General features: G+C 56.2%; 22 protein-coding genes. 16 read left to right on the forward strand and 6 right to left on the reverse strand.

Annotated features, from left to right (window positions below):
* Window positions 1–55: 55 nt before the first annotated feature.
* The 9 genes from HMPREF1207_RS15415 (at window position 56) to HMPREF1207_RS15455 (ending at window position 14,189) form a co-directional block, all read left to right on the forward strand.
* Window positions 56–2,335 (forward strand): helix-turn-helix transcriptional regulator, encoded by a 2,280-nt coding sequence (locus HMPREF1207_RS15415; RefSeq protein ID WP_009675722.1) that lies wholly within the window; start codon window positions 56–58, stop codon window positions 2,333–2,335.
* 505 nt (window positions 2,336–2,840) lie between these two features.
* Window positions 2,841–3,839 carry a zinc-dependent alcohol dehydrogenase gene (locus HMPREF1207_RS15420; protein ID WP_009675716.1) on the forward strand — a complete coding sequence of 333 codons (999 nt, stop codon included), beginning with the start codon at window positions 2,841–2,843 and terminating at the stop codon, window positions 3,837–3,839.
* Between the two features lie 379 nt (window positions 3,840–4,218).
* Window positions 4,219–4,809, forward strand: a complete 591-nt coding sequence (locus HMPREF1207_RS15425; protein ID WP_009675739.1) for a DedA family protein — start codon at window positions 4,219–4,221, stop codon at window positions 4,807–4,809.
* A gap of 120 nt (window positions 4,810–4,929) precedes the next feature.
* Window positions 4,930–5,691 (forward strand): MerR family transcriptional regulator, encoded by a 762-nt coding sequence (locus HMPREF1207_RS15430; protein ID WP_009675693.1) that lies wholly within the window; start codon window positions 4,930–4,932, stop codon window positions 5,689–5,691.
* 147 nt (window positions 5,692–5,838) lie between these two features.
* The gene (locus HMPREF1207_RS15435; protein ID WP_009675688.1) at window positions 5,839–6,144 is read left to right on the forward strand and encodes a hypothetical protein; all 306 of its coding nucleotides are present in this window, start codon (window positions 5,839–5,841) and stop codon (window positions 6,142–6,144) included.
* Between the two features lie 1,018 nt (window positions 6,145–7,162).
* Complete coding sequence (locus HMPREF1207_RS15440; protein ID WP_231392096.1) at window positions 7,163–7,351, forward strand: hypothetical protein; 189 nt, start codon at window positions 7,163–7,165, stop codon at window positions 7,349–7,351.
* Window positions 7,352–7,400: 49 nt separating this feature from the next.
* On the forward strand, window positions 7,401–9,206 hold the full coding sequence (locus HMPREF1207_RS15445) for a glycoside hydrolase family 35 protein (RefSeq protein WP_009675767.1): 1,806 nt from the start codon (window positions 7,401–7,403) through the stop codon (window positions 9,204–9,206).
* Window positions 9,207–9,363: 157 nt separating this feature from the next.
* Window positions 9,364–10,848, forward strand: coding sequence for an arylsulfatase (locus HMPREF1207_RS15450; protein WP_009675719.1), 1,485 nt, complete (start codon window positions 9,364–9,366; stop codon window positions 10,846–10,848).
* Window positions 10,849–11,252: 404 nt separating this feature from the next.
* The gene (locus HMPREF1207_RS15455) at window positions 11,253–14,189 is read left to right on the forward strand and encodes a hypothetical protein (RefSeq protein WP_138918214.1); all 2,937 of its coding nucleotides are present in this window, start codon (window positions 11,253–11,255) and stop codon (window positions 14,187–14,189) included.
* A gap of 124 nt (window positions 14,190–14,313) precedes the next feature.
* On the opposite strand, the gene HMPREF1207_RS15460 is transcribed toward HMPREF1207_RS15455, so the two are convergent.
* Together HMPREF1207_RS15460 and HMPREF1207_RS15465 are read right to left on the reverse strand one after the other, a co-directional pair.
* The gene (locus HMPREF1207_RS15460; protein WP_009675768.1) at window positions 14,314–16,188 is read right to left on the reverse strand and encodes an alpha/beta fold hydrolase; all 1,875 of its coding nucleotides are present in this window, start codon (window positions 16,186–16,188) and stop codon (window positions 14,314–14,316) included.
* Window positions 16,189–16,246: 58 nt separating this feature from the next.
* Window positions 16,247–16,828, reverse strand: coding sequence for a TetR/AcrR family transcriptional regulator (locus HMPREF1207_RS15465; protein WP_016423800.1), 582 nt, complete (start codon window positions 16,826–16,828; stop codon window positions 16,247–16,249).
* 64 nt (window positions 16,829–16,892) lie between these two features.
* Here HMPREF1207_RS15465 and HMPREF1207_RS15470 point away from each other — a divergent pair, with 64 nt between their 5' ends.
* Window positions 16,893–17,798, forward strand: coding sequence for a polysaccharide deacetylase family protein (locus HMPREF1207_RS15470; RefSeq protein WP_009674719.1), 906 nt, complete (start codon window positions 16,893–16,895; stop codon window positions 17,796–17,798).
* 71 nt (window positions 17,799–17,869) lie between these two features.
* Here HMPREF1207_RS15470 and HMPREF1207_RS15475 read toward each other — a convergent pair whose 3' ends face one another.
* Both HMPREF1207_RS15475 and HMPREF1207_RS15480 read right to left on the reverse strand, forming a co-directional pair.
* Entirely contained in the window at window positions 17,870–18,298 is a 429-nt protein-coding gene (locus HMPREF1207_RS15475) for a DUF4183 domain-containing protein (protein WP_009674720.1), read from the reverse strand.
* A 22-nt stretch (window positions 18,299–18,320) separates the two neighbouring features.
* Window positions 18,321–18,707, reverse strand: coding sequence for a DUF4183 domain-containing protein (locus HMPREF1207_RS15480; protein ID WP_009674705.1), 387 nt, complete (start codon window positions 18,705–18,707; stop codon window positions 18,321–18,323).
* Window positions 18,708–18,884: 177 nt separating this feature from the next.
* On the opposite strand from HMPREF1207_RS15480, the gene HMPREF1207_RS15485 reads away from it, so the two are divergent.
* The 4 genes from HMPREF1207_RS15485 (at window position 18,885) to HMPREF1207_RS15500 (ending at window position 22,569) form a co-directional block, all read left to right on the forward strand.
* Window positions 18,885–19,361 carry a hypothetical protein gene (locus tag HMPREF1207_RS15485; protein ID WP_009674695.1) on the forward strand — a complete coding sequence of 159 codons (477 nt, stop codon included), beginning with the start codon at window positions 18,885–18,887 and terminating at the stop codon, window positions 19,359–19,361.
* A 14-nt stretch (window positions 19,362–19,375) separates the two neighbouring features.
* Window positions 19,376–19,927, forward strand: a complete 552-nt coding sequence (locus HMPREF1207_RS15490; protein ID WP_009674711.1) for a DNA-3-methyladenine glycosylase — start codon at window positions 19,376–19,378, stop codon at window positions 19,925–19,927.
* Window positions 19,928–20,318: 391 nt separating this feature from the next.
* On the forward strand, window positions 20,319–21,260 hold the full coding sequence (locus tag HMPREF1207_RS15495; protein ID WP_009674702.1) for an alpha/beta hydrolase: 942 nt from the start codon (window positions 20,319–20,321) through the stop codon (window positions 21,258–21,260).
* Window positions 21,261–21,375: 115 nt separating this feature from the next.
* On the forward strand, window positions 21,376–22,569 hold the full coding sequence (locus tag HMPREF1207_RS15500) for a cytochrome P450 (protein ID WP_009674717.1): 1,194 nt from the start codon (window positions 21,376–21,378) through the stop codon (window positions 22,567–22,569).
* A gap of 125 nt (window positions 22,570–22,694) precedes the next feature.
* Here the strand turns inward: HMPREF1207_RS15500 and HMPREF1207_RS15505 are convergent, their stop codons facing one another.
* Window positions 22,695–22,901, reverse strand: a complete 207-nt coding sequence (locus tag HMPREF1207_RS15505) for a cold-shock protein (RefSeq protein WP_009674668.1) — start codon at window positions 22,899–22,901, stop codon at window positions 22,695–22,697.
* A 128-nt stretch (window positions 22,902–23,029) separates the two neighbouring features.
* The gene (locus HMPREF1207_RS15510) at window positions 23,030–23,230 is read right to left on the reverse strand and encodes a cold-shock protein (RefSeq protein WP_016423801.1); all 201 of its coding nucleotides are present in this window, start codon (window positions 23,228–23,230) and stop codon (window positions 23,030–23,032) included.
* Window positions 23,231–24,113: 883 nt separating this feature from the next.
* Here HMPREF1207_RS15510 and HMPREF1207_RS15515 point away from each other — a divergent pair.
* Together HMPREF1207_RS15515 and HMPREF1207_RS15520 are read left to right on the forward strand one after the other, a co-directional pair.
* Window positions 24,114–25,109 carry a metallophosphoesterase family protein gene (locus HMPREF1207_RS15515; protein WP_009674671.1) on the forward strand — a complete coding sequence of 332 codons (996 nt, stop codon included), beginning with the start codon at window positions 24,114–24,116 and terminating at the stop codon, window positions 25,107–25,109.
* Window positions 25,110–25,249: 140 nt separating this feature from the next.
* Entirely contained in the window at window positions 25,250–25,576 is a 327-nt protein-coding gene (locus HMPREF1207_RS15520; protein WP_009674673.1) for a DMT family transporter, read from the forward strand.
* Window positions 25,577–25,646 lie beyond the last annotated feature (70 nt).

A 25,646-nucleotide genomic window follows, 5' to 3' on the forward strand; every position in this document is an offset into this window, starting at 1 on the left:
GAAGATTAAGGGAACTAACAGCGTCATTTCCGTTAAAGAGCGAGGGGGACGGAATATGCCGAGGATCCGCTGGAAAGTGAACATGGGGCTGCTGAAGATTTTCTTTTCGCTTCTGCTCGTGGCCGTTGTCATGTTCGCATCCAATTACTTGGTCTTCGAGAATTCGATCTCGGGTATTTATCGTCAAGTCAGCGAGAATAACAAACTGGTTGTGAAGCACGTCATCCGGTCGTTCGATCAGGCTTTCAAAGAAATGAACGACCTCATCTATTCGATCCACGCCCTGCCCTACAAGTCTTGGGAGGTGATGGAGGATGACCGGATCAACATGAACGACGTGTATCTGATGCAGAAAAACATGACGACCCTGGTGTCATCGATGGATTATCTGGAAGAAGTCGTTCTGTTCGAGAAAGGGTCCGCCTTTGCGATTACTTCACAAGGGACGACGAATTTGCAGGCGCTCTTCAACGAGCAGTACCGGCACGATACGTACAACGCGGAGTACTGGAAGTCTTTTGCCGAGACGAACCGGACGCAGAAAGTGATTCCTGCAAGCGTATTCAAGGTGAAAGTGGCGGACCGGCTAGTCCAGAACCGCAATCTCATCGTGCTGATGGGAAGCAATCAGATTTCGACTTACAACATTATGCTGCTGATCGACGTGGATAAGCTGCTGAAGCATGTCAACCAGACCGCGATGATGCAGGGCACTTCCCTGATGGTGATGGATTCCGAGCGCAACCGTATTCTGAGTACGGACCCGGAGTGGGATCTCGTGGAAATGCTGAACGAGGTGTATTTTAACCCGGGGCAGGAAGCGACGGTCAAAAGCCGGGATTACGAGTATCTGTTTTATAAATCCGACTATAACGATTTTATTTATATTGATAAAATGCCGGTGGAACTGGCGGGCACCGCGCCGGTAGTCGCCTGGAACCGGATGATCATGATTATCGCCATTCTGGCGGCGGTAGGTCTTTCCATCCTGCTCAGTCACTACCTGTACCGGCCGATCCGGGATCTGGTCCGCCTGCTGGGCGGCAAAAACTCGGGACCGCAGGCGGATTACAGCCGTATCCGAAGCGGCATCGAGCAGATCCAGCTGGAGAATGCCTCCGTCAAAATCCAGATGGAGACGGTGCATTCCGAAATCCGGCGCGGCGTGTTCCTGCATGCCCTCGACGAATTCTCGCATTCGCGCGAATTCGAGAACCGGATGCAGCACATCTTCGCGGATTTCTTCCAGACGGGCCAATTCATGATGGCCGCCATTCATCTGCGGCCGAAGGAAAGCCCGGAAGCCGGAAGCGAACCGCCGGCGCCGCTGCGGGCCGCTTCCCTGGAGCAGGCGCTGCAGGCCGTGCTGCGTGAAGCGGCCGGAGAGGCCGGCGGCCACTGCGCCGTTTTCCACGCGGGAAGCCTGCAGTTCCTGGCGCTGATCGGCCTCGACCGGCCTTCGGACCGCGAGCCGGTCATCCGGCGCATGGGGCAGATGCTGAAGCAGGCCGGGAGCGGACCGCTGAAGGACGTCGCCGTCATGGCGGCCGTCAGCAGGCTTTACGCCTCCAAGATCCAGTACTGCCAGGACGCTTACCGCGAGGTTAAGCGGGGCCTGATGTACCGGGATCTCTCGGAGGCAAGCCCCGTCACGGATACGCAGGCGATCCGGTATACGTGGAAGGTGTATTTCCCGCTGCATGAAATCGAGAAGCTCTCCAACCATCTCGCGGGCGGGAACGTAGAGGCATGCCTAGCGATGATCCGCGACATTCTGGTGAAGAATGCGGAGCGGCATGTCCACCATCACCAGCTCGTTCCCGTCGCCGAGTGCATGTATTATCACATGCAGCAATATGTGGAGCCGGGCAAAGTCGACCAGCAGGAGCTGATCCGAATGCAGGACGGCTTCATCCGGTCGGTTCATCACGCGGTGGACTACCGGGAGATCGAAACCGCGCTGGAATATGCCGCGCGCCGCTTTGCGGAATGGCGGAAACCGGCAGGAGACACGAAGCTGGAAGCGGAATTCATCGCACAGTATATCAACATGCATTACAAGGAAAATCTGCACCTGGATCATATGGCCGAGCTGCTGGGGACGACCCCGAAATATTTCTCGAACTACTTCAAGAAAGCGTTCGGCATCAATTTCGTGGAATATCTCAACAAGGTCCGGATGGCGCACGCCAAGGAATGGCTGAAAACGACCGACTGGTCGGTTGCGGAAATCGGCGAGAAGTCGGGGTATCTCAATTCGTCGACCTTTACAAGCACGTTTAAAAAATACAACGGCATTTCGCCCAGCGAATACCGCAGGAAGTCGATTTCCTGACGGGGATGCGGAAAGAGGTTCAGGTGGTCAAGGATCGCTTGAAGCGAGGAACGAAGATTGCCTGGAGAAAGGTTGACCGGGGCGATAGTGAGCGGCATTAAGATGAAAGTGTATAAGATAGCTGAATGAAGATTAACGGCGGCCGGATTAAAGGCAGCAAGCTTATCTTCCACATGAAGTTTAATGAGGCCAAGATTATGTCCATCCGGATAAAACAACTACCCAAACCTTAACGCGGCACAATGACTCACGGCGCAATAGTTAATGAAGCGTAATTAAAAACGCCCTAACTAAAGACATAAAGATTAGCGAGAACATGAATAACGAAACTACATGCACTGCGAATGACGAGACATCGAATGACGAGACAACGAATAACGAGACAACGAATAACGACACAGCGCTTGTCCCCGGGATACCCCGCCCGAATACCACTCTCTCCATAAGCAGGCTGCAATCGGGCGGACATACGGGAAGCTGACGAAGGGTATGGAGGAAAAAGCAAATGAAATGCGTTGCGGCACAACACGGAAAAATTGTTCTGCGTGAACTGGAGGAACCGCAGCTCCTTCCGGGGCATATTCTGATCCGGACGGAGTATTCCGCGATCAGCCCCGGAACGGAGCTGTCGATGCTCCGCCGGTCCGGCGATACGCCGGTCGAGCTGGGCTACAGCGCGGTCGGCATCGTCGCGCAGACCGGCGAGGGCGTCCGCGGTCTGGAGCCGGGACAGCGCGTCGCTTGTTACGGCGCCCCTTACGTCCGGCACGCCGAGACGCTGGCCGTTCCGGCGAACCTGGCCGCCCCGGTGCCGGATCACGTCCGGCCGGAGGAGGCGGCGTTCGCCGGGCTGGGCGCCATCGCGATCCACGCGCTGCGTACGGCCGACCTGCGGTTCGGCGAGTCCGTCGTCGTGGTCGGGCTCGGCATCCTCGGCAACCTGACGGCGCAGATCGCCTCCGCCGCCGCTATCCGGACGGCGGGCCTGGACCTCGACGCCGGACGCGCGGAGCGGCTGCGCACCGGCGGCGTGGAGGCGTTCGCCGACGCCGATGAGCTGGAAGCGCAGCTCGCGCGGGTGACCGGCGGCCTCGGCGCCGACAGCGTCCTGCTCTGCGTGGGCGGCGACGGCGAGCCGCTGATCAACCGCGCGTTCGGCTGGCTGCGGGACCGCGGCTCGGTCGTCCTTGTCGGCGACGTGAGCGCGAATTTCTCGCGCGGCCAGATGTTCGGCAAGGAGGCCCGCGTGCTGATCTCCCGGGCGGGAGGCCCCGGACGCTACGACCCGATGTACGAGCGCGACAACCGGGATTACCCCGTCGGTTACGTCCGCTGGACGGAAGGCCGCAATACCGCGGAGTACATCCGTCTGCTCGCGGAAGGCCGCATCTCGGCGGCCCCGCTGCTGACCTCGCTTCCGTTCGGCCGGGCCGCGGAAGCGTACGAAAACTTCCGCGGCAGCGAACCGGCGCTCGGTATGCTGCTCCGGTACGGAGCGGACTAAGGGCGGGTCCGCTTAGCCTCCGCTTGCCGTCCGGACCGACCCCTTGACCGGCGGCTCGAGGCCTGCCCATGCGGAGCGGCCCCTTGACCGGAAGAGGCTTTTACACGCGGAATGAACGGCTGCGGCGGCATGAGACGGCCAATGCGGCATCCTCGGATGGAATCTCCGGGAGCAGGCCGCTTCCAGTTAAATCATAACGTCGACAAAGCGAAACCGATCCTTGTCCCAAGGTGACGTTTCGCTTATTTGTATCCTTTTTTTTGCGGGCACCGGTATTCCCGGTATTTCTCAGGTCCTCCATCAAAAAAACGTAACAATTTTAGATTAAGATTGGAGTCGTAAAGGTACCTAATAGATACACGAAGGGGGTCGGAGGGCGATGGGGGATCTCATCCTGGAGCTGGTGGACCAGTACGGATATACGTTTTTTTATGCGGCCCTGGCGCTGGGGCCTTTCGGCATTCCCGTACCCAATGAAGTGACCGTGATGACAGGCGGAGCTATCGGAGCCGAAGGGCTGCTTAATCCCTGGCTCGTTTATCTGTGTATTTTTCTGGGGCTGATCACGGCAGTTACGATCGGGTTTGCGATCGGCCGGGTATTCGGCAAACGTCTGATTAACCGGCTGCGCGGAAAGGAAAGATTCGCCCGGTATTTCGCGTCTTCCGAGCAGCTTCTCGATAAGTACGGCACGGCAGCGCTCTGCATCAGTTGTTTTATCCCGTGTGTCCGGTATATCGTGCCGATTTTTATGGGCGCATACGGCACACGCTATGCTAAATTCGCTCTGTACGCATATAGCGGAGCCTGGGTATGGACGCTCATTTTTTACGGAATCGGGCGGCAATGGGGCTACAATTTGTCCCAGCTTCTGATCGTCCCGGAAACGAAGCTCGTCCTGGTTATCGGCTGCACCGCGGCGGTTTTATTCCTCTTCTGGAGAAATAGAGCCAAAAAGTCGCAAACCTAGAGCTGCCGTATCCCCTGCTAATGCCCGGTTCCCGGTGAAAGATATAAAATTTTTTTGCGGATTCGTCTTGACCCTCCTCTTGGAGGAGCCTTTAGACTTTGACAGGAAAGGAGGAATACCATGCTCAGCGACAAGCTCTTGACCGTCAAGGAAACCGCGCGGGTGTCGGGTGTAACGGTAAAAACCCTGCATCATTACCACAAAATCGGTCTTCTTCCGCCCCGGGAGATCAGTGAAGCGGGCTACCGGCTGTACGGGATGGAGGAGCTTCAGCGCTTGCAGGAGATTTTGTTTTACCGGGAACTGGATGTGCCGCTGGAAAAAATCGGGAGGGCGCTGGAAGAAAAGCCGCAGCGGACAGCTATTTTATCGGAGCAGGAGGAGCTTCTTACGGCGCGGAAGGTGAGGCTGGAACAGCTTCTCCGGACGCTGCGGCAGTCCATCCGGTACGCCTCGGAGGGAGAAAGAATGGAAATGGCAGACATGTTCAAGGGATTCGGAAGAGAAGAGGAATGGAAAGAGGCGCTGACGGAGCAGAACGAGTATTTGAAAGAAACGTACGGGTACGATCTGCTGGAGAAAGAAAAGATCGACGTGGAGGCATTGAACGAACAGGCTGCGGAGGCAAAGCGATTTACGGACGGGATGGCCGGCGCCCTCAAAAACGGAGTGAAGTTCGATCACGAAGACGTGCGGACGCTGCTCCGGGACCATCTGGATTTCCTGAACAAAGCGGGTCACGCATTCGGACCTCAAGACTACGTCAACCAGGCGAAGTTCTTTATGGAAGACGATTTTCACCGGCAGATGCTGGAGAGCCAGCAGACCGGTTTGTCTTATTATTTGCGCGCCGCCGCCGAATCATGGGCGGCCGCGCAATAACGGCGCAACGTATTGAGAACAACCGCCGGGCGTATGTTGCCCGGCGGTTTTTTGCGGTATAATTAGTTTCTTGGTTGGCGGCACGCGCCCGGCGCTTATAGCCGTTTAAACGCATGACATCATCCTACCCGGAAAGGGGGAGAACCGGTGGCTTTTGGAGTGAAAAGAGAGGAACTGCAGCGCTGGAAAGCGGCGGTTTCCCGGGGAGACATCGCTTACCTGACGCATTACTGGCTGGAGCCGCGCTTTCCCGGCATCACGACGGTCACGAAAGTCGGCTGTTCCGACCTCGACCGCTTGTCCGACTGGTGCATCTCCCACGGGCTGAATCCCCGGTATATTCATAACCGGTCCCCGTTTCCGCATTTTGACCTGATCGGCCCCAAGCAGAAAGAAATTTTACGGAAAGAAGGCATTCACGACCAGCTGGAGCGGTTTAGGCTCCTTGATTAAAGCGCCATACCCACAGTCTTAACCCCTCCGTATTAACGCTTCTATGAGCAACGTGACAATACGTTTACCTTCTTCATTGTCCATTTTTTTCACCCCTATCCCGCAAGCCATTATTTTATAGCAAATGTTCCCCAGGCGCAGGTGTTCCGAAATCGGACGGGTTGGCGGGGTTCCTGACCGTACCGGGACTTAATATTCGAAATTAGGACGGACGAGATTAAACATGCGGGCTGTTGCAACTGGCTTTACGCGAAAAACAAATAGCCGGACGGAATGTGCGCGCCGTACATGAACCGTGTAAAAAGAAGCCCTGCCGCAGAGCTTCTTTTTGCTGCCTCGAAAACAAGTAAAAAAAGTGCAGGCATCGGTCATTTCTGTTCATGTTCAAGCGGCGGGATATTCAGTATGGTAGAAGGGAACGGAGGTGAAGACACGGAACGGCCGAAAAAAAAGTAAACGTTATCAACCAAAAGATATCGAGGCGATATGATATCCCGACGCTCCAGCTCATCGACAAAATGAAAACGGGTCTCGTTATCCGCCGGAATGTGTCTGGCTGCGCAGCTGACAGCAGGTTTTGTCCCGGGGTACCCGGTGATGAGCCGCGATTCGGTCCAATATTAGGGAGGCGGCTGACATGAAACTGAACACATTTCTTTCCAATGTGCCTGCGCGGGTGGTACTGTTAATTTACAGCGTCATCGTACTGTATCTGCTTGTGTGAACGCCTTCAAAGAAGCGAGTATCGGCTCCTATTTTCTCAATTCCGTGCTCGTGACCGTTCTGTCGATGGCGATCTGCATTACGCTGTCTTTATGGCCGCTTATGTGATCGCACGCTACGATTTCAAATTGTTCCGCTGGATGAAAAAGCTGTACATAGTCGCTCTGTTCTTCCCGGTGGCGTTTAAAATCGTTCCGCTGTTTATGCTGCTGGGCAAAATCATCTGCTCGACAGCCTGCTCGGACTCGTGCTCGCTTATTCGGCTACGACCATCCCGTTTACGATTTTCAACTTCATGTCCTATTGGAACGAGTACATTATGGCGCTTTCGTTTATTACGACGGAAAGCAAAAGAACGCTGACGCTCGGCATCGCTTACCTGATGGAAGTGCAGCGTTACGCGACCGACTGGGGCGCTTTGTTCGCGGGCCTCGTCATTGTTAATGATTCCGACGCTCGTGCTGTACGCTCTTCTACAGGGTAAAATAACCGCCGGCATCAATGTGGGCGGCTTGAAAGGATAGATAAAACTCATGACAAGCTTTAAAGTGCAGGGCAGCCAATTTCTCTTGAACGATAAACCGCTCCGGATTATTTCCGGAGCTCTTCACTATTTCCGGGTCGTGCCGGAATATTGGCGCGACCGGCTGCTGAAGATGAAAGCCTGCGGCTGCAATACGGTCGAAACTTACGTGGCGTGGAACGTTCACGAGCCGGAGGAAGGGAAATTCGATTTCGGCGGAATTGCGGATGTTATCGCTTTCGTGGAGCTTGCAGGGGAACTGGGCCTCCATGTGATCGTGCGGCCGAGTCCGTATATTTGCGCCGAATGGGAGTTCGGAGGCCTGCCGGCCTGGCTTCTCAAGGACTCGGAGATGCAGCTGCGCTGCTCCGATCCGAAGTTTCTGGCGAAGGTCGACGCCTACTATGACGTGCTGCTGCCGAAGTTCGTTCCGCTTCTGTGCACGAACGGAGGTCCGATCATTGCCATGCAGGTGGAGAACGAATACGGCAGCTACGGCAATGACAAGGCGTATTTGGGCTATCTGCGAGACGGTATGATCGCCCGGGGCATCGACGTGCTACTGTTCACCTCGGACGGGCCGACCGATGAGATGCTGCAGGGCGGAACGCTGCCGGACGTGCTCGCCACGGTGAATTTCGGCTCTAGACCGGAAGAATCTTTCGCCAAGTTTAGGGAGTACCGGCCGGATGAACCGCTCATGTGCATGGAGTTCTGGAACGGCTGGTTCGATCATTGGATGGAAGAACACCATACGCGCGATGGAGAAGACGCCGCCCGGGTGCTGGACGACATGCTCGGCGCAGGCGCTTCCGTCAATTTTTATATGTTCCACGGGGGGACGAACTTCGGCTTCTACAGCGGAGCGAATCATATCAAGACGTACGAGCCTACGGTGACGAGCTACGACTATGACGCGCCCTTGACGGAGAGGGGAGATTTGACTGCGAAGTACGAAGCGTTCCGTGAAGTCATCTCCAAGCACGAAGGCGAATCGGGCAGCGCGCTGCCTGAGCCGCTTCCGGTGAGGAGCTACGGAGAGGTTAAGATGACCGAGAGCGCGGAATTGTTTGCGCAGCTGGGTAAGCTGTCGCAGCCGGTCCGGCGGGTAACGCCGGAACCGATGGAGAAGCTGGGCCAGAATTACGGCTTTATTCTGTACTCGACGCACGTGACCGGCCCGCGCCGGGGACAGGAACTGCATATCCAGGACGTGCGCGACCGCGCCCAGGTGTTCCTGGACGGCAGCTATATCGGCGCCGTCGAGCGGTGGGACGTCCGGCCGCTTAAGCTTGATGTGCCGGCCGGAGGAGCGCGTCTCGACATTCTTGTCGAGAATATGGGGCGCGTCAACTACGGCCCGCTGCTTCGCGACCATAAGGGAATCACGGAAGGCGTGCGGCTCGATAACCAGTTCCAGTACGGGTGGGACATTTATCCGCTTCCACTGGATTCGCTGGAAGGGCTTGAATTCGGGACGGCCGCAGGGCCGGAAGACGCGGATGTGACAGGCGAGAGGCCCGCGTTCTACCGGGGCTTCTTCGAAGCGGAGGAGGCGGCCGACACGTTCCTCCGGCTGGAGGGATGGACCAAGGGCGTCGCGTACGTTAACGGCTTCAACCTGGGACGCTACTGGGAGCGCGGCCCGCAGAAATCGCTGTATGTGCCGGGGCCTCTGCTGCGCAAAGGGACGAACGAGATCGTCCTGTTCGAGCTTCACGGCACGAAGCGGCTTTCCGTCCGGCTGGAAGACAAGCCGGATTTGGGAACGGAGGCCGCCGTGGATCAGAGCATCTTGAATTTCACGGGAGAGTAAAAGAGGCGCGCGGATGAACAGTCCGCGCTCTGGTTTTTAGACGCATGCATGCCATTATGCGGTGCATGCGCCGGGATATAGCTTGGCATGGAGGCTGTTCGTTTGGACGAGGTTGGGCGGCCTCCTGCACACAAACAGGTGAAGGAGCGTGTTCCTTATGCAGCAGCCGAATATTTTGTTCATCACCGTCGATCAGATGCGGGCAGACTGTCTCAGCATTCTCGGGCATCCGGTGATCGAAACGCCGAATCTGGATCAGCTCGCGCGCGGCGGCGCGCTGTTCCGCAACGCCTACACGGCGACGCCGAGCTGCGTTCCCGCCCGGGCCGCCATCATGACGGGCAAAAGCCAGGCCTCCCACGGAAGGGTCGGCTACGAGGACTGCGTGCCGTGGGATTACGAGCACACCGCAGCGGGCGAGCTGGCCAAGGCCGGTTACCACACGCAGTGCGTCGGCAAGATGCACGTGTATCCCGCCAGGAATTTGTGCGGGTTTCACAACATTGTGCTGCACGACGGCTACCTCCACCACAATCGGTACAAGGACCGGAATTTGGTGACGGAGTCGTTCGACCACTGCGACGATTATTTGCCGTGGCTGCGCCGAAGGGCGGGAGCCGATGCGGATCTGACCGATCTCGGGCTGGACTGCAACGCCTCGACGGTGGCGAGGCCCTGGCATCTGCCCGAGGCGCTGCATCCGACCAACTGGGTCGTGACGCAGTCGATCGACTTTCTGCGCAGGCGCGATCCGCGCAAGCCCTTCTTCCTGTGGATGTCGTTCGTGCGGCCTCACCCGCCGTTCGACCCTCCGCAGGCGTATCTGGATCTGTACGACGGCATGGATTTGCCGGGTCCCGTCGTAGGGGAATGGGCGGAACGGGACGATGAAGACCTGAGCGGTCTGAATCCCGTGACCGCCCGGGGCCGTGTGCCTGCTAACCGGTTGAAAAAGGCACGCGCCGCTTACTACGCGCTGATCACGCATATCGATCATCAGCTCGGCCGGTTTTTCGGCGCGATGGACGAATACGGCGTGCTGAACAATACGCTGATCGTATTCACGTCGGACCACGGGGAACTGCTCGGAGACCACCACCTGTTCCGGAAGGCGCTTCCGTATGAAGGAAGCGCGAAGGTGCCGCTCATTGTCTCCGACCCCGGTGGCTTTACCGGTATCCGCCGGGGCAGCCGGGTGGACGAGGTCGTCGAGCTGCGCGATCTGATGCCGACCCTGCTTCATGCGGCGGAAGCGCCGATTCCCCCGGGTGTGGACGGCTGCAGTCTGCTTCCGCTGAGCCGGGGCCTCAAGGTCCCCTGGCGGGATGCCATTCACGGCGAGCATGAATACGGCGCGTTGTCGACGCATTACATGACCGACGGACGTGAGAAGTACATCTGGTTCTCCCAAAGCGGTCGGGAGCAGTTGTTTGATCTTTGCGCCGATCCCGGCGAGATCACCGATCTGGCGGGAGATGCTGGATATGCCGGGCGTCTGGAGCACTGGCGGGCCCGGCTTGCCGCCGAACTGGAAGGCCGGGAGGAAGGCTACAGCGAAGGCGGCAGGCTGATCCCCGGCCGGACGCCCAAGACGGTGTTGGACCATTTGACCGGGTCCGGCCAGATCCCTGCGGAAGGATGACGCCGTCATCCTTCTTTTTAACCCCTGCAGCCCACTGACGTGCGGATGCAGGGGTTTAGTCGTTAGCGGATTGATTATTTACTGGACGGATGATTTACATAGTAGGTCGTTCTGGAACAGTTCTGGGGTAAGGGTTGTATTTTTCGGCGGGCCAAAGAGGATATGCGTCTTCTTGTCCGTTTAATCTGCGGCCAAACCCGGCACACACTTGGAAACATGAATGATCGCAATTCCCATATACTGGAATCAATGAAAGTAGAAAGGAGTGGTCACTATTGCCAGAGAATCAACCCAACCGGCAAATCTTTAGCGATCAATCCGGTTCCGTTATTCGGTGGGACCAAGTTAAAGGAAACCAGAAAGTCGAATACTCCGCTACCCGTCGGAGGGGGGTGAACTTAAACGTGAAAGCTGCGGAAACGTTCGTCGCCAAAATGAAGAACGTGCCCGTGTTTGCTCAAGCCGGCGGTGAAGTAACTTTCCAAGCGCAAGCGCAAGCTCCCCTGGATTTATTCGAAGAGGCCGGATTAGCGGTACGGCTTCAAGCCATTGCCCGTCTTGCTGCGGGAATTGGACTGCGGCCAAGGATGTCTGTCAGAGATCTTACGGACGCCGTCGGAGGATTGCCCGATATGAAGGGGGCTCCGATGGAGATGTTCCAGCTTCTTCTGGGGGAAATTACGATACAAGGAGAGATGCATGCCCAAGCGGCTGTTGCAATAATGGCCTATGCCAATCTCATAGCCTCAGGAACTTTTCTGGGCAATGACGGATTCGGCAAACCCGGGTTCCAGTATATTTTCGAAGCGGGTTACGGCTTTAAGGTGGGCGGCGGGTACCGTGCTTTCGTTGAGGTAAATTTTGATAATCCGCGCAGGCTTATTAATCGTTACGCAGAAGCCGCTATCATCAAAATGATTGCTTTGGCCGGTCAGAGTACGTCCCCGGAACAATTAGCCCTGATTCGTTCTCTAGAGGCACCTGTAATCATTGGAGCACGGCTTGCTTATGAAATCGGTGAGCTGCCAAGAGAACAGGCCGGTGAACGAAGTGTCGCGATCATTATCCTGGAAGGGCAGCGGTGGCTGCTGAAACGATTTCTGGAGACAGGTTCGAACAGCACCGTACAATGGATCGCCAATCATCTATTAACGTCGTTAAACAAACATATGGAGAGTAAGGTGTCTCCCTATCCATTCAGCGGACCCTTGGAAGTTCAAGTGCCGCCAAACATAGCTAATGACGTAAATACTCAATTAGGCCGAAGCCCGGGCACGCCGCTTTCCCAAACGGATTTGATAGCCTACTTAACCGGCAAGCCGCTTCAAACACTGCTTTCCCAATCGGAAGAAACGCGTCTCATCCTGAACATCTTCCAAACCGCTTTTCCGGGCAATCCGCAAACAAGCGCAGGAGCCATCTTTGCTTACACCGGCAGCAATACGAACCCGTCGGGCCTCTTAGCGGGACTAACCTCCGGACTCCAAGCCTATGCAGGGCAGCAGCTGAACACACCGGCTTTTAAACAAGCTATTCAGCAAGTCGCTTCGGGCAGCCGGGAAATGGGCGTTATTTTACAGAATGGTCTGATTCCCGCTCTGGAGATTGCGGCCAGTGTCGCACTTCCCTATGTTATGAATCAAGGCGGCTATGATCGGACATTCGTCCGAGAGGCTCTTTCCTCCGCGCTGCTGACCGTTGTCGGAAGAAGTCTGGTCCGTATATTTAACGGGATTACCATGCATATCCAGGGGCAGCTCGGCGGACTGCTCAATGGCGCGGCCAATCAATTGTCCAGCCCTGCTGTCGTGAAGCTGCTTGAACTGACCGGGCCTACTAACCGTTATCTCATCCGGCCTTTGCAGGCAGGTTTCAGAGAGGCTGCTGTTCAGTTAGCGGATTTTATACCGCAGCGGGCATTCGATCAGATGCTTGTTATTTTTACCCCGATAGATGCCGGATCTACGGCTTCGTTTGTTCAGAATCTGCGGAAGACGGATTGGACGCCGAGAGCCGAGAATCTGTCGGATGTCGCAAATACATTGCTGAACATCCTTTTGACTAGAGCAACGACATTTACTTCAAAAATTATCGCAGTCGTGCTTCAAGCTTTCCTTGAAGTTCTCCTGCAGGAGCTCCGGGACCTGATCGATAAATTTGGCCGTATTCTCAACGAAGCCTGGGAAGCCCTCCGAAATTATATTCGGACCGTACTAACAGAGCCCCTCAGACGTATTATCCGCGAACTCGTCGGTCGAGCAATAAGCAATTTACCTCCACGCATTCAATCCCTTATAGCGGGCGGGATAGACGCCGCCGTCAATAGTTTGCATCCCGATGCGGTATTAGATCCGATCATGAACGGACTCAGTAAAGTAACCTTAGATCCCAAAAAGGTACTGGATACGATGACGGGTCAAGGGAACTTCCCCGCTTTCACGGATTATCTGTATCAAGAGATTTTGCAGCAGCTCCAGCGTTCGAATCTAAATCTGAACCTAAGTATTAAAGTGCCGATTAAACTTCCTGGCCCGCTCAATGGTCCGGCTTTTACGGGAGGGCCGGCGGGATTCGGCGGTATAGGCGGGGGTCTAGGAAACTTAGGGGGCTTAGGGGATGCAATAGGAGGGTTAGGCGATGCGATTGGCGACTTAGGCGGAATCTTAAAAGGGGATGAAAGCCTTGGTGAAGCCCTGGATAAAATTCTGAAAAATGCCGGTCTTGGGGAGCTCATTCCGGTTCCGGGCGGCAATCCGCAAATTCCATTCGGGGTTACCCTGACACCGGAGCACATGGTTCGTGCCATTCGGGAAGCCGTACCCGTAAGAATTTTGCAGAGTCAATACAGGAGTTTGCGTTCGCAAGCGGCCCCCGCTCTTCAAAAAATGCAACAGGTGGCCGAATTCCAGGCTTCCATCCCGCGTATTGTCGCTGATTTTCAAATTAACCGCTCTTCTGAGAGATCACTTGGCATGGTTTATGCGGATGCTCTGATTCTGCTGCGTCCTCTTATGGGACAGAGAAATCCTTCCGTTTTTGAACTTCTTGTGCACTTTTCCGGCTTAAGGAAGCCTATTCCCGGCATAATCGGGACTTATCCTCAAATTTCAGTCGTTCTGGACAACTGTCAGCTGCCGCTGAGTACCTTTCAAACGGTATGGAACGATAACGGAGGGATTCAAGGAAGGCCGCCGGGCCTCGTGCTCCGGCGTACGCTTACCCTGCGGGAATTGAGCGGGGGAACGAATACGATCTACACGGCCGCCGCCGCCCCCTATTTGGGGAAGGTTGAAGCTGCGACACAATTTAGAATACAGACAAATCCGCCGCTCACAAAATAGAAGGGAACAACACAAGGATCATAACGAATGGATAAGTTATGATCCTTGTGTTTGGGGCACTTTGCTTCATGGCGCAGCAAGCCGTTTGAGGAAAACAGACAAGCAGGAGATTGTCTTAAAGCGGTTACTGTTCCCTTACCGTCCGCTCAGATCCGCAATGTCCCGCATGCTCCAGAATCAACTCGGCCGTCCGGTCCGGATGGGAAATCGGGAACTGGTGCCCGGCGAGGATTTGCGTTACGGGCAAATGCCGGAAAGCCTGCGGCAGGCGGTACTGCCGGTCCAGCTCTCCCCAGACGAGGCGGACTTTGCCCGTGTCCCACTTCCCGGGACTCAGGCCGAACACTCCGGCGTTACCGAGGGCGGCGAATACGTCCGCGTTCGTTTTGCGGACCCGGGGCGAAGCCAAATCGCGGAGCACATAGCGCACGTACTCCTGCGGGATTTCCCCCTCGTCCGCAAAACTTCCGGATTCCAGCAGCTTCCGGACCAGCTTCCGCTCCGTCATCCGCTTCATATAGGTGCCCGCGATCCAGGCGGGGACGCCGGCATGAGCCGCATGAAGGGCCGGCTGCAGAAGCACCGCTCCGCGGACATAGCCGGGCAGCTGCTCCATCACCTTGGCGGCGATAAGCCCTCCGAAGGAGTGACCGGCCAGCACAACGGGCTGTCCAAGCTCCATTAATGCGCCCGTGACCGCCTCTACATAACCGGCGATTACATCGCAGCCGTGGTGATAGGGCGAGCGCCCGAAGCCCGGCAAATCGACCGCGTATGCAGGATGGCCGGTCAGCCGTGAAGCGGCCGGGAGCAGCGGGAACGCCCCGCTGAATGTCCCGTGCAGGAGCACCACCGGGATGCCGGAGCCTTCCTGGCGGGACCATACGGCGAGCTTGCCCAGACGGCCCGGTTTAAAGCCCGCATCCGGGAGTCCCGCCTCCCCGTGAGAGAGCCGGTAATCCAGATCGGCTATGGTGCCGGGCAGGATATCCCTGTTCAGCCCCGTAACCAGCTTGTACTTCCGCTCCACGGCTTGCTTGGAGGCAAGAGGAAAATCGCCGTCCGCGATAAAATTCATGGACTCCGCCGGAATGCCGGTTTTACGGCCCCATTTTGTCCTCAGAGCCTTGGTCAGCAGGGGAAGGGGCATCGCGCCGAAGGGTTCCCGGACACGCACTTCTTTGGCGATGCTTCCTGCCAAGTCACGCATATCGGGGCTGCCGCTTTTTTCGTCCAGCAGAAAATAGGTGCCGTTCCCGGGCTTTTCTTCCCGGACCAGCGCTGCGATGAATGCGGCGGAATGGTCGGCGTGCACCAAGGGCAGCCAGTGCCCGGCACCGCCGGGAGAGAGGGGCATCAGACCGCGCCGGACCGAGTCGACGAGAATGCCGAGACCTCCCGTCTGCTCGGTGACGCCGGTGGCGGAATCCCCGATCACGACGCCGGGATTTACGACGGAGAGCGGAATTCCTTCGCGGTACAGCTCCCTGCGGATATACAGGTCTGCGGCCAGCTTCCGGTTCTCGTAAGGAGGCTCGCCGGGATGCCCGATGTGCTCGGGGAGATCGGCGTTTTTTTCGTGGTAAGGGCTCTTGAAGCCCACCAGATGGATAAAATGCTTCAGTCCCCGGTTTTGATGGACACGTTTCGCCAGGGATACCATCTCTTCGCTGGAGCGAAAAAACACACTTTCGGCCTCCTCTGGCCCGAGCCCGATATCCATGGGCCCGCCCATGTGCAAGAGAATATCCGCCTGCCCGGCAAGCTCCAAGCCGGTATCGTCCAGTCCGAGCGAAGGCAGAGACAGGTCGCCTTTCACGGGACGGATAGAAGGGGAATGCTCCAGTCCCTCCTTGTGCAGGAAAGAATGGAACCGGGTGAGAGACCGGACAAGGACGGTAAGCTGGTGGGGGGCCCACGACCCAGGAAGGGATAAAGCCCGGAGAACGTGACGGCCGATAAAGCCGGTTCCGCCGGTAATAAAGATGTGCGCCATCATGAACACCTCTGCTTTCTGAAAATATACTACTAATTAGTACTAAAAATACTCAAAAAAATTACTTTAGCAGCTGGGCTAAAGCGGGAAGCACTTGTTGCATATAAGTAGAATCAGGGCTGGCATGCTGGAGGAAAAGCGCGCCTTCTATACCGGAAACGATCAGTGCGGCCGCAGGACCCGGCTCCAGACTTGCTCTTAGCTCTCCGCTGCGTACGCCTTCCGCGAGAAGCGCTTCAAGGTACACAGTCTGTTCCCGGAAAAAACGTCCGATCCGCTCCCTGACGAATCCGGCCTCACGAGAGGTTTGTACGTACAGCGTCAGAAACGGGCAGCCTCCGAGGAAATCGTCCTCTCCACGCATCAGCAGATCGCCGATCGCCGCAATTCTCTGCGGGATAGTCAGTCCGCTCCGGGAACCGGCTTCGCGGATAAGCTCCTCGTAACGCCCGACGAGTCTTTCCGTAACGGCCCCGAGAAGCTCCTCCTTGCTTTTAAAATGATAGTAAATATTCGTTTTGGATACTTTGCTCTCGGCTACGATTTCGTCCATACTGGTAAGAAGAAACCCTTTTGTCAGAAAAAGGTGTTCGGCGGTATTCAGGGCTTTGTCCCGGTTGGAAGTCCGTTTAGTCGTTTTCATACTACTACTGTATAGTACTAAAAGTGGGTTCGTCAATCTTTACTTTCGGAAAGAAGGGGAAAAGATGAGTCTTGCGGAAGCGCTGGGCTACCGCCCGGATGAAAAACTGCTTATCGTCAACGCGGACGATTACGGCATGTGTCATGCGGCGAACGAAGGAATCGCGCAGCTTCTGACCGAAGGGGCGGTCTCGTCGGCGACCGTCATGATGCCGTGCGGCTGGGCGAAAGAAGCCGCGGATTGGGCGGCGGCCCATCCCCAGACGGATGTGGGCGTCCATCTGACGTTTACGAGCGAATGGGCGCCTTACAAATGGGGGCCGGTTACCCGGCATGGAAGCGTGGCGTCGCTCGTTACGCAGGAAGGTTACTTCCCTGCGGATTCCGCGTCATTCGAGCGGAGAGCCGACCCCGAAGAGGTGCGGACGGAAATCGTGAGCCAGATCGAGCTGGCGATGCGGATGGGCGTTATGCCGACTCATCTGGACAATCACATGGGAAGCTTGTACGGCCTCGGCACCGGCCGGGATTTTCTCGGCATCGTGTTTGACATTTGCGCGGCCTACGGGCTGCCTTTCCGGATTCCCCGGTACGTGGATATGGGACTGGAGGTGCCGGCCGAAGCGGCCAAGATGGCCGGGCTGCGCGCGGCCCAGGCCGATGCCAAAGGCGTGGTGATTCTGGATTATTTGCTGGGCCTTCCTTTTCATACGGAAAAAGGGGAGACCTACGAGAGCTTCCGGGGAAGCGTCATGCAGCTTCTGAAGGCACTGAAGCCCGGGGTCTCGGAGTTCATCCTTCATCCGGCTCTGCCCGCCGAGGAATTGAAGGCGATCAACCCTCATTGGCAAAAGCGCGAGTGGGAATTCCGCCTTTTCCGCGATCCCGAAATAAAAGGACTGCTTGCCGCCGAAGGAATCCGTCTCATCGGCTGGTCGGAGCTTCAAAGATTGCAGAGGGCGCCCCGTTAAAAAAAATCCCCCTATCCGGAGGGCGGCCGCACTGCTTGGCCGGATGTTTCCCGCTGAAGAGGGGGAGCCGTTTACGTGTTCACCGTCGTCGTTACGGTCAGGTTCGGCGTTGAAGCGGAAGCGGACGTCGTGCCGGTATAATCGTGAATTTCCACGATAACGGGCGTACCGGGAAGCAGCGCGGCCGTAGTGATGACAAGATTTGTCGCGGACAGTGTAGAGAGCTCTCCTTCCTGCAGCATTCCGTTCGCATACAGGTTATAGTAACCGCCCGCGGGCGGGACGGGGAGCGCGCCTGCGGCCACGGCAGTGCCGGAGTCGTCCCGGAAGCTTGTGTCCGCGATCGTCGTCGTGCCTGCGCCCGCGTCGATCATCGGCGCGGTTACGACCGCATCGAACCGTCTGACGCTGTCGTTCACGGCCGTCGTGGTCGTTGTGGTGACGGTTCCCGTAATAACGCTGCTCGCTGCAACGAACAGTTTGATTAAAGATGGGGGCATGCGTGATCACCTCTTTGCTTGTTTACCTTACCTTATGCGGTGAACGGCAGGTTGTCGCGGTCTTTCGCCCCCGGCATCCGCGGGAGTGCTTTCCCAAAATCGTGACGAATTGCAGCATGATCGGCACGCCTTTTTCCGGCAATTCAGGCGAGCGGAGTCTCAGTTTCCCCCGGCTTACCCGGTAGACGCTGGACGGCTGGAGGACCGCGTTTACGAACAGGTTCATGTAGGACACGGTGCGGGGATCCGGTATTCGTACCCGACCGTAGGAGGGGTCCTGGTCGCGGTTTCTGTAAATACGCCGGATTCCGTCGGAAAACGTGACAAAAACGGCCGTTTTTGCCTGAAGAATGCGCAGGGAGCCCGAATGTTTCGTCTTGCGGATTCGTTTCTTCCGTTTTAGCCGCACCGCGCCTGCCTCCTTCCCCAGAGGAAAACTCTTCTTCCTGTTTATATATGCAAAGGGGAGGCTGCCGTAAACCGGGCGTCTGCCGGGCCCCGAGCCGCGGTCGTGGAGCGGGCCTGACTTTTGCAGCGTTAAAAGAATGCCGGTTAAGTTCATAAAGTGTTGAAAGGAGGTAACTCGATGAAAGCTGGATGGGCCGCGCTCCTGATTCTCCTTGTGCTGACGGCATGTCAAGACGGCAGGGAAGTCCAGGTCCCGCGGGAACACAGTTTGGCCAAAAGCTATCTGGAGGACAAAGGCTACCGCATTTTGACTTACGAGGGCGAGGTCCAAAGCTACGAGCTGACGAAGGATGTGCTCAGTCAATTGCCCGGGATGATGTACTGGGGCCTTCAAACCGTAGATCCTGAACAGTATTTGGGTAAAACGATCCGTGTCCGGAAATTCGTCGTCAAGGGACATCCTCTCTCCAAAGGAAAGGTCGACGTTTATGTGTACGAGACGGAAGGGAAGCCGTTCGGCGGGACCTCGTTTCCTCAGGATCAATACGGCGTGGACGGCGGCGGCTGGTCGCTGGACGGTAAAACGCTGGAAGAAGTCCATTCCGTCTCTTATCCGGATTGGAGTACGGCGTGGCGGGAGAAATACGGCAATTAAGAGGGGGCGGAAAATTGGACGCGTCATTTCTGGAACGCGATACCGTTACGGTAGCGAAAGAGCTGCTCGGATGCGAGCTCGTCCGGCAGACGGAGGCGGGGCTTATTCGTGTGGCGATTACGGAAACGGAAGCCTACAGAGGCTCCGATGATCCGGCCAGCCATGCCAGCCGGGCCGTCACCCCGCGCAACCGGCTTATGTTCGGCGAGGTCGGCCGGCTGTACGTGTACCTCATCTACGGGATGCACCTGTGCATCAACGTCGTGGCCCACGAGCCCGGCGGAGTGGGCGCAGTGCTGCTGCGTGCGGCCAGGCCACTCGAAGGGCTGGAGCTGATCCGCGGGAACCGCGGGGACGCCCCGGACCGGAACTTGCTGAACGGTCCCGGCAAGCTGGCGCAGGGCCTCGGGATCACCCGGGACCTGAACGGCTGCGATCTGCTTGCGGAACCGCCGCAAGGACTGGCGCTGGAGCGCGGAGCCCCTCCTGCGGGCCCGATTCTCGTCACGCCGAGGATCGGCATCACCAAGGCGGTGGACTATCCGTGGCGTTTTGTCGCCGAGTGAAGCGCCCGGCGAAGACTTGGATTTGAGGGACGAAGGAAGCACGGTTGCTTCACACGGATTCTTACGGCCAAGCCCCCGCTCTATCCGGCAAGCATATTTCAACGTATACGCGCCGAAATATAAAAAGCCCGTCTCGAACAAACTGAGGCGGGTTGTTTTTCGTATGCGCCAAAACATGTAAAGCCCTTTAGAAACTAGGAAAGCCGGCTAAATTTGACTTTCGGTTCCCGGCCATTTACCATTTAGATAAGTGAAATGTTTCGTATTTAAATATTTCACAGTGAAACCAATTTCTGAGCTTCGTATCCGATTGAACCCTAGTTCCTTTTTGTCCCCCTCTCTAGAGCTTCCGTTTCAAGGGGGAACGCTTAATTCGAAAGGAAGTCGTGTTATGCCGGTGGAACCGCGTATTGCCATGATGCTTAAACAGATGAATTCGCACCCACTGCCGTCTTTGGAGGACCTGAAGCCGGAAGATCTCCGTAAAGGTACGGGGAATGCGGCCTTCACCTTCGGGGTGGAGGAGGTCAAACGGGTGGAGGACCGGAAGCTTCCGCTCAAGGGGCGGGATATTTCCGTCCGGATTTATACGCCTGAAGGTCAGGGCCCGTGGCCGGCGTTCGTTTTTTTCCACGGGGGCGGCTTTGTGGTCGGAGATTTGGAATCGCATGACTCCATCTGCCGGAACTTGGCGAACTCGGTTCATGCCCGGGTGATTTCCGTGGATTACCGCCTAGCACCGGAAAATAAGTTCCCGGCGGCGGTGGACGACGCTTACGATGCCCTTCACTGGATCGCTTCCCATCCGGACGAGTTCGGCATCGATCCCGCACGAATCGCCGTCGGCGGCGACAGCGCCGGAGGAACGCTCGCGGCCGTAAGCTGCATCAAGTCGAAGGAAGCGGGCGGACCGGAGATCGTTTACCAGCTGCTTTGTTATCCGGCCGCAGGCTTTCTCGAAGAGGACCCGGCATCGCTGCGCGAGAACAAGGAAGGGTACCTGCTGACCGCGGAGATGATGGAATGGTTTTCGAAGCAGTATTTGAACACGGAGGAAGAAATCCGCAATCCTTATGCTTATCCCATTCACTATAAAGATTTTAGCGGACTTCCGCCCGCGATGATTGTGACTGCCCAGTACGACCCGCTGCGGGACAGCGGCAAGGCTTATGCGGACAAGCTTATCGGGGCGGGAGTCGAAGTGGTGTACAAGAATTACGAGACCCTGATTCACGGCTTCGCCAACTTTCATAAATTCGTTCCCGCAGCGCAGGAAGCGCTGGATGAAATGGCTTCGCAGCTGCGGCTTGCCTTGGGCACGGACAAACGGTAGCCAAATAGGAAGACAACAAGCGCAAGCAGACCGGCAAAGTCCGGCTGGTTCGTTCTTATTCCCGTCCGGGAGAGCGAGTCGCTCTCTTTAAACCTTATTTGGAGGCGGTATAATCATGAGTACGCTCTTTTCGCCCGATTTTTTGAGAAATCCTTATCCTCTCTACGCCCAGCTTCGTCAAAATCAGCCGGTCATGTTTATGGAACCGCTCGGAATCTGGTCCGTTTTCGATTATGAACACGTCAAGCAGGTGCTTTTCGACCATGCCCAATTTTCTTCCGAGCATCGCCCGAAATTTGAGGAAGGGACGGAGCAGGAGAGCCGGGAAGGCGGGTTCAGCCTGATTACGATGGACCCGCCCCGGCATACTCAATTGCGGACTCTGGTGAGCAAGGCGTTCACGCCCAAGGCGGTCGCGGCATTGGAATCGCGTATTGCCGCGATTACTCACGAGCTGCTCGATGAGGTGTCGGAAACGGGGGGCATCGATCTGATCCGCGATTTCTCATACCCGCTTCCCGTCATTGTCATCGCGGAGATGCTCGGCATCCCGAGCGAGGACCGCGAGCAGTTCAAGCACTGGTCGGATGAGGTTGTGGCGTCGGCTGACTCCGTCGTCGGAGCGACGAATAGCGAATCCCAGCAAGCGCACGAGGAAATGAACGCTTATTTCCGTAAAATCATCGCCCTCCGCCGCGAAGAGCCCCGGGACGATCTGATCAGCGCGCTGCTTGCCGCCGAGGAGTCCAACACGCATTTGTCCGAAGGCGATATTCTCTCCTTCTGCGCGCTTCTGCTGGTGGCCGGCAACGAAACGACTACGAACCTGATCGGCAACGCCGTGCTGTCGCTGCTGGAGAACCCGGACCAGCTGGCGAAGCTGCGTGCCCAGCCGGAGCTTCTGCCGTCCGCGATCGAGGAGGCGCTGCGCTTCCGGTCGCCGCTGCAGGCGATGTTCCGCACCGCCGCGCGGGACGTGGAGATCGGCGGCCAGGTCATCCCGGCCGGCAGCCGTGTCGTGGCCTGGATGGGCTCGGCGAACCGCGACCCCGGCAAATTCGCCGATGCCGACAAGTTCGATATCGCGCGCGAATCGAACCCGCACATCGCCTTCGGCCACGGCATGCACTTCTGCCTCGGCGCTCCGCTGGCCCGCCTGGAAGCGCGTGTAGCGCTTCAGGCTATCTTGGAGCGCCTGCCGGATCTGGCCCGGGCGGATCAAGATCCGCTTACGCCCGCCCGCGGGTTTATCGTCCACGGCGTGAGCAGCCTGCCGCTCACGTTTACGCCGACGAAGCGGCTCCGCTGAGCCGGGCGGGCCGCATCAGCTAGCGGAGCCGTCTTGCAGATAGCCGAATGAGCGCATCAACGCAAAAAAAGCCCAGACCGTGAGGTCTCGGCTTTTTTTGCTGATTTTAATGAAACGGGACGGTGTTAACCCAGGGCGTTATGGTTGTGGTTTGTAAGCACAGGAAGCATCTTGACTTGCTTAACCATTTCGGATTTGCAAATCGGACAGAGAGGGACTTGATTAAACGAGAAATTTTCCCGCATCCAGCATACGCAGCTTTCTTGGCTGCACGCCCAAACGGTAATCTCTTCTTCTGGAACAGGTTCCATGTTCTTCTTGGAATAATGCATAGTGACCCTCCTTCAGATAGTCGGCCTTCTCTATAGTCTACGCAAGACCGTATAGGTTATAGAAGTTCATGAAAAAGAACTGCCTAATCCTAGGAAAGGCAGTTCCTTCTATAAGTTTGTGTAGTTGCTTACAGTTTTACAACGTTCTCGGCTTGTGGACCACGGTTGCCTTGAGCGATGTCGAATTGGACGCGTTGGCCTTCGTCAAGGGACTTGAAGCCATCGCCTTGGATCGCGGAGAAATGGACGAAAACGTCTTTGCCGCCTTCAACTTCAATGAAGCCGAAGCCTTTCTCTGCGTTAAACCACTTAACTGTTCCTGTTTCCATGCTTGTAAAACCTCCCGGAAATTTAAAGATTTACCCATATCCTTTTAGGAAAAAAGTTCACACATTACAAAGTGCACCCATTCCGTGATATCCTTTGTAATATGTGAACTAAGAACTAAAAATATACGAATAACTCATTTTACCATATATTTTCCTCTATAGCAACTTTAGGGGGACCCAAATGCTGGGTGACCAGCCTGATATTTGTCGGTCTGCGGCTTGTCGGCGCCGGTTTTCCTTCCCGAAACGGTGATCTGAATTTAGGTATGCTGCGTATGTCGTTATAGAGACCCGCGGAAGCGGCGGCTCCCTGAATTTGGGCCTTGCTCGTGACCTGAATCTGGACGGCTCTTATAGTGATTATGACCGCCAATAATCGGTTCTTGGAAAGATTCTTTTCTGAAAGGCACCCGCAAGGGTGTCTTTTTTTGTCTGGAATCTATATAATCATAAAAGGCACAATTTGGATGCAGGAAAGTTCGCATCCCGCGGTATAGAAGGGTTTACCTTTCATTCCGAGCGGGTAATAAAAGTTACGATTTTCCAATTATAAGGGAGAAAAGGTCAGGCCTGACACAAGTTTAGCGGATCTGCCGCTGTTGTTTCGTAGGAGAGAGACCTTAAATAGAATGGACGAGTCGGACGGCTGGAGAGATTAATAAAGAGAAACGAACCGGGACCAGAGTCAGACAGAAAGATTGTCTCACGATATAGAAGACGGCGAGGACTGTTCCGGCAAGGCTGTTCAGACGCCGTCGGCACAAAACCGGATGGGGGCACGGTCTTTTTTGAACGTGCTTCTTTCTTTTCCATCGTAAAACGTTTCAGCCCCTCCTGACTTGACCTTTTCTCCCCGTCCTGAGATGAAACGGAGGGAATGTGTATGAAGAATAAAGCAGGTTTGACGCTTCTGTTGTCGGCGAGTTTGCTCGTACTCTCCACCGTTCCCGCGGGTGCGATACAGGAGAGAGCGGACAAGCCGGTGCTGACTTTTCCGGTGATCAGCGATGTGCATGTCGACGCCGCCAAGCAAGATTCCCAGCGTAAATTTACGGAAGCTCTGGAAGATCTCAACCGGGTCAATCCGGGTGCCGACGCTCTGGTGATCAACGGGGATTTAACCGGCGGTTCCGCCCGCGATTACACGCGGCTTAAGGAACTGATGAAGAGCACTCCGCATCCGCAAAAAACATTCGCAACCATCGGCAATCATGAATTTTATTCCGCCTGGCTGAACGCCAAAGGAAACTGGAGCCCTAACAGCTTCCCCAATAAAGAAACCGAAGCGGCGTCCATCGGCAGGTTTTTGTCCTTTACCGGGGAGAAGAAGGTTTACTATGAAGAGGAAATCAAGGGATACCCGTTTATATTTTTGGGCTCGGAGCAGTATCGGCAGACCAATCCCGGTAACATGGAGGACGCTTATCTTTCCGAGGAGCAGCTGAACTGGTTGGAGCAGTCGCTCGCCAGGCACGGACAAGAGTCGGGGAAGCCGATTTTCGTCTTCCTGCATCAGCCGCTTCCCGGGACGGTAGCCGGAACGTCGGTGGCTTCCAACAAGCGTCCGGTCGTCCAGCATGAGGAGCTGAGAAGCATCTTGTCGAAGTATCCGCAAGTGATCTTTTTCAGCGGTCACACGCATTGGGAGCTTAGGCAGCCGAACACCCTCGTGAGGGACAAGTTTACGATGGTCAATTCCTCTTCCGTGGAACGTCCGTGGACTTCCGACGGCCAAGGGGGAGAAAAACTTAAGGACGCCAAGGAAAGCGAAGGCTTGTACGTAGAAGTGTATGAAGACCGGGTATCGATTCAAGGCCGGGATTTTTACGCCAAGAAGTGGATTCCGGAAGCGCAATTTAAAATACCCGTCCGGAAATAAAGGAAAGTGAGGACCGGAATTTTTCCGGTCTGCACCGGCATCGGCCTATACGGCTGGTGCCGGTTTTCATTTTTTACGTGATTTTGCGGTATAATGAAGGGATTAGCGGCTAGATAATTTAACAGGGGAGTTTGACTGGAATGGGATACGTTTACTTGGCCATTGCCATCTTAGGAGAAATTTTTGCGACCAGCCTGCTGAAATCTTCAGAAGGCTTTACAAAATGGCTCCCGAGCGCGGGTGTCATTCTCGGCTACGGAACGGCGTTTTATTGCTTGTCCCTGGCGCTCAAAACATTGCCGCTGGGCCTCAGCTACGCGATATGGTCGGGAGTGGGGACCGCTTTTACCGCCATCCTCGGTTTTCTGGTCTGGAGAGAGAAACTGAGCGCGGCCGGTGTCATCGGCATTATTCTCATTATTGCCGGGGTGGCGCTGCTTAACTTGACCAACAAGGGGCACGCCTGAAACCGGGCGAATCATAGTTTGATTACGAAACGGGAGGCCTGTACGGCTTTCCGTTTTTTTGTATGCCTGC

This window comes from Paenibacillus sp. HGH0039 (assembly GCF_000411255.1).
Taxonomy (GTDB): domain Bacteria; phylum Bacillota; class Bacilli; order Paenibacillales; family NBRC-103111; genus Paenibacillus_F.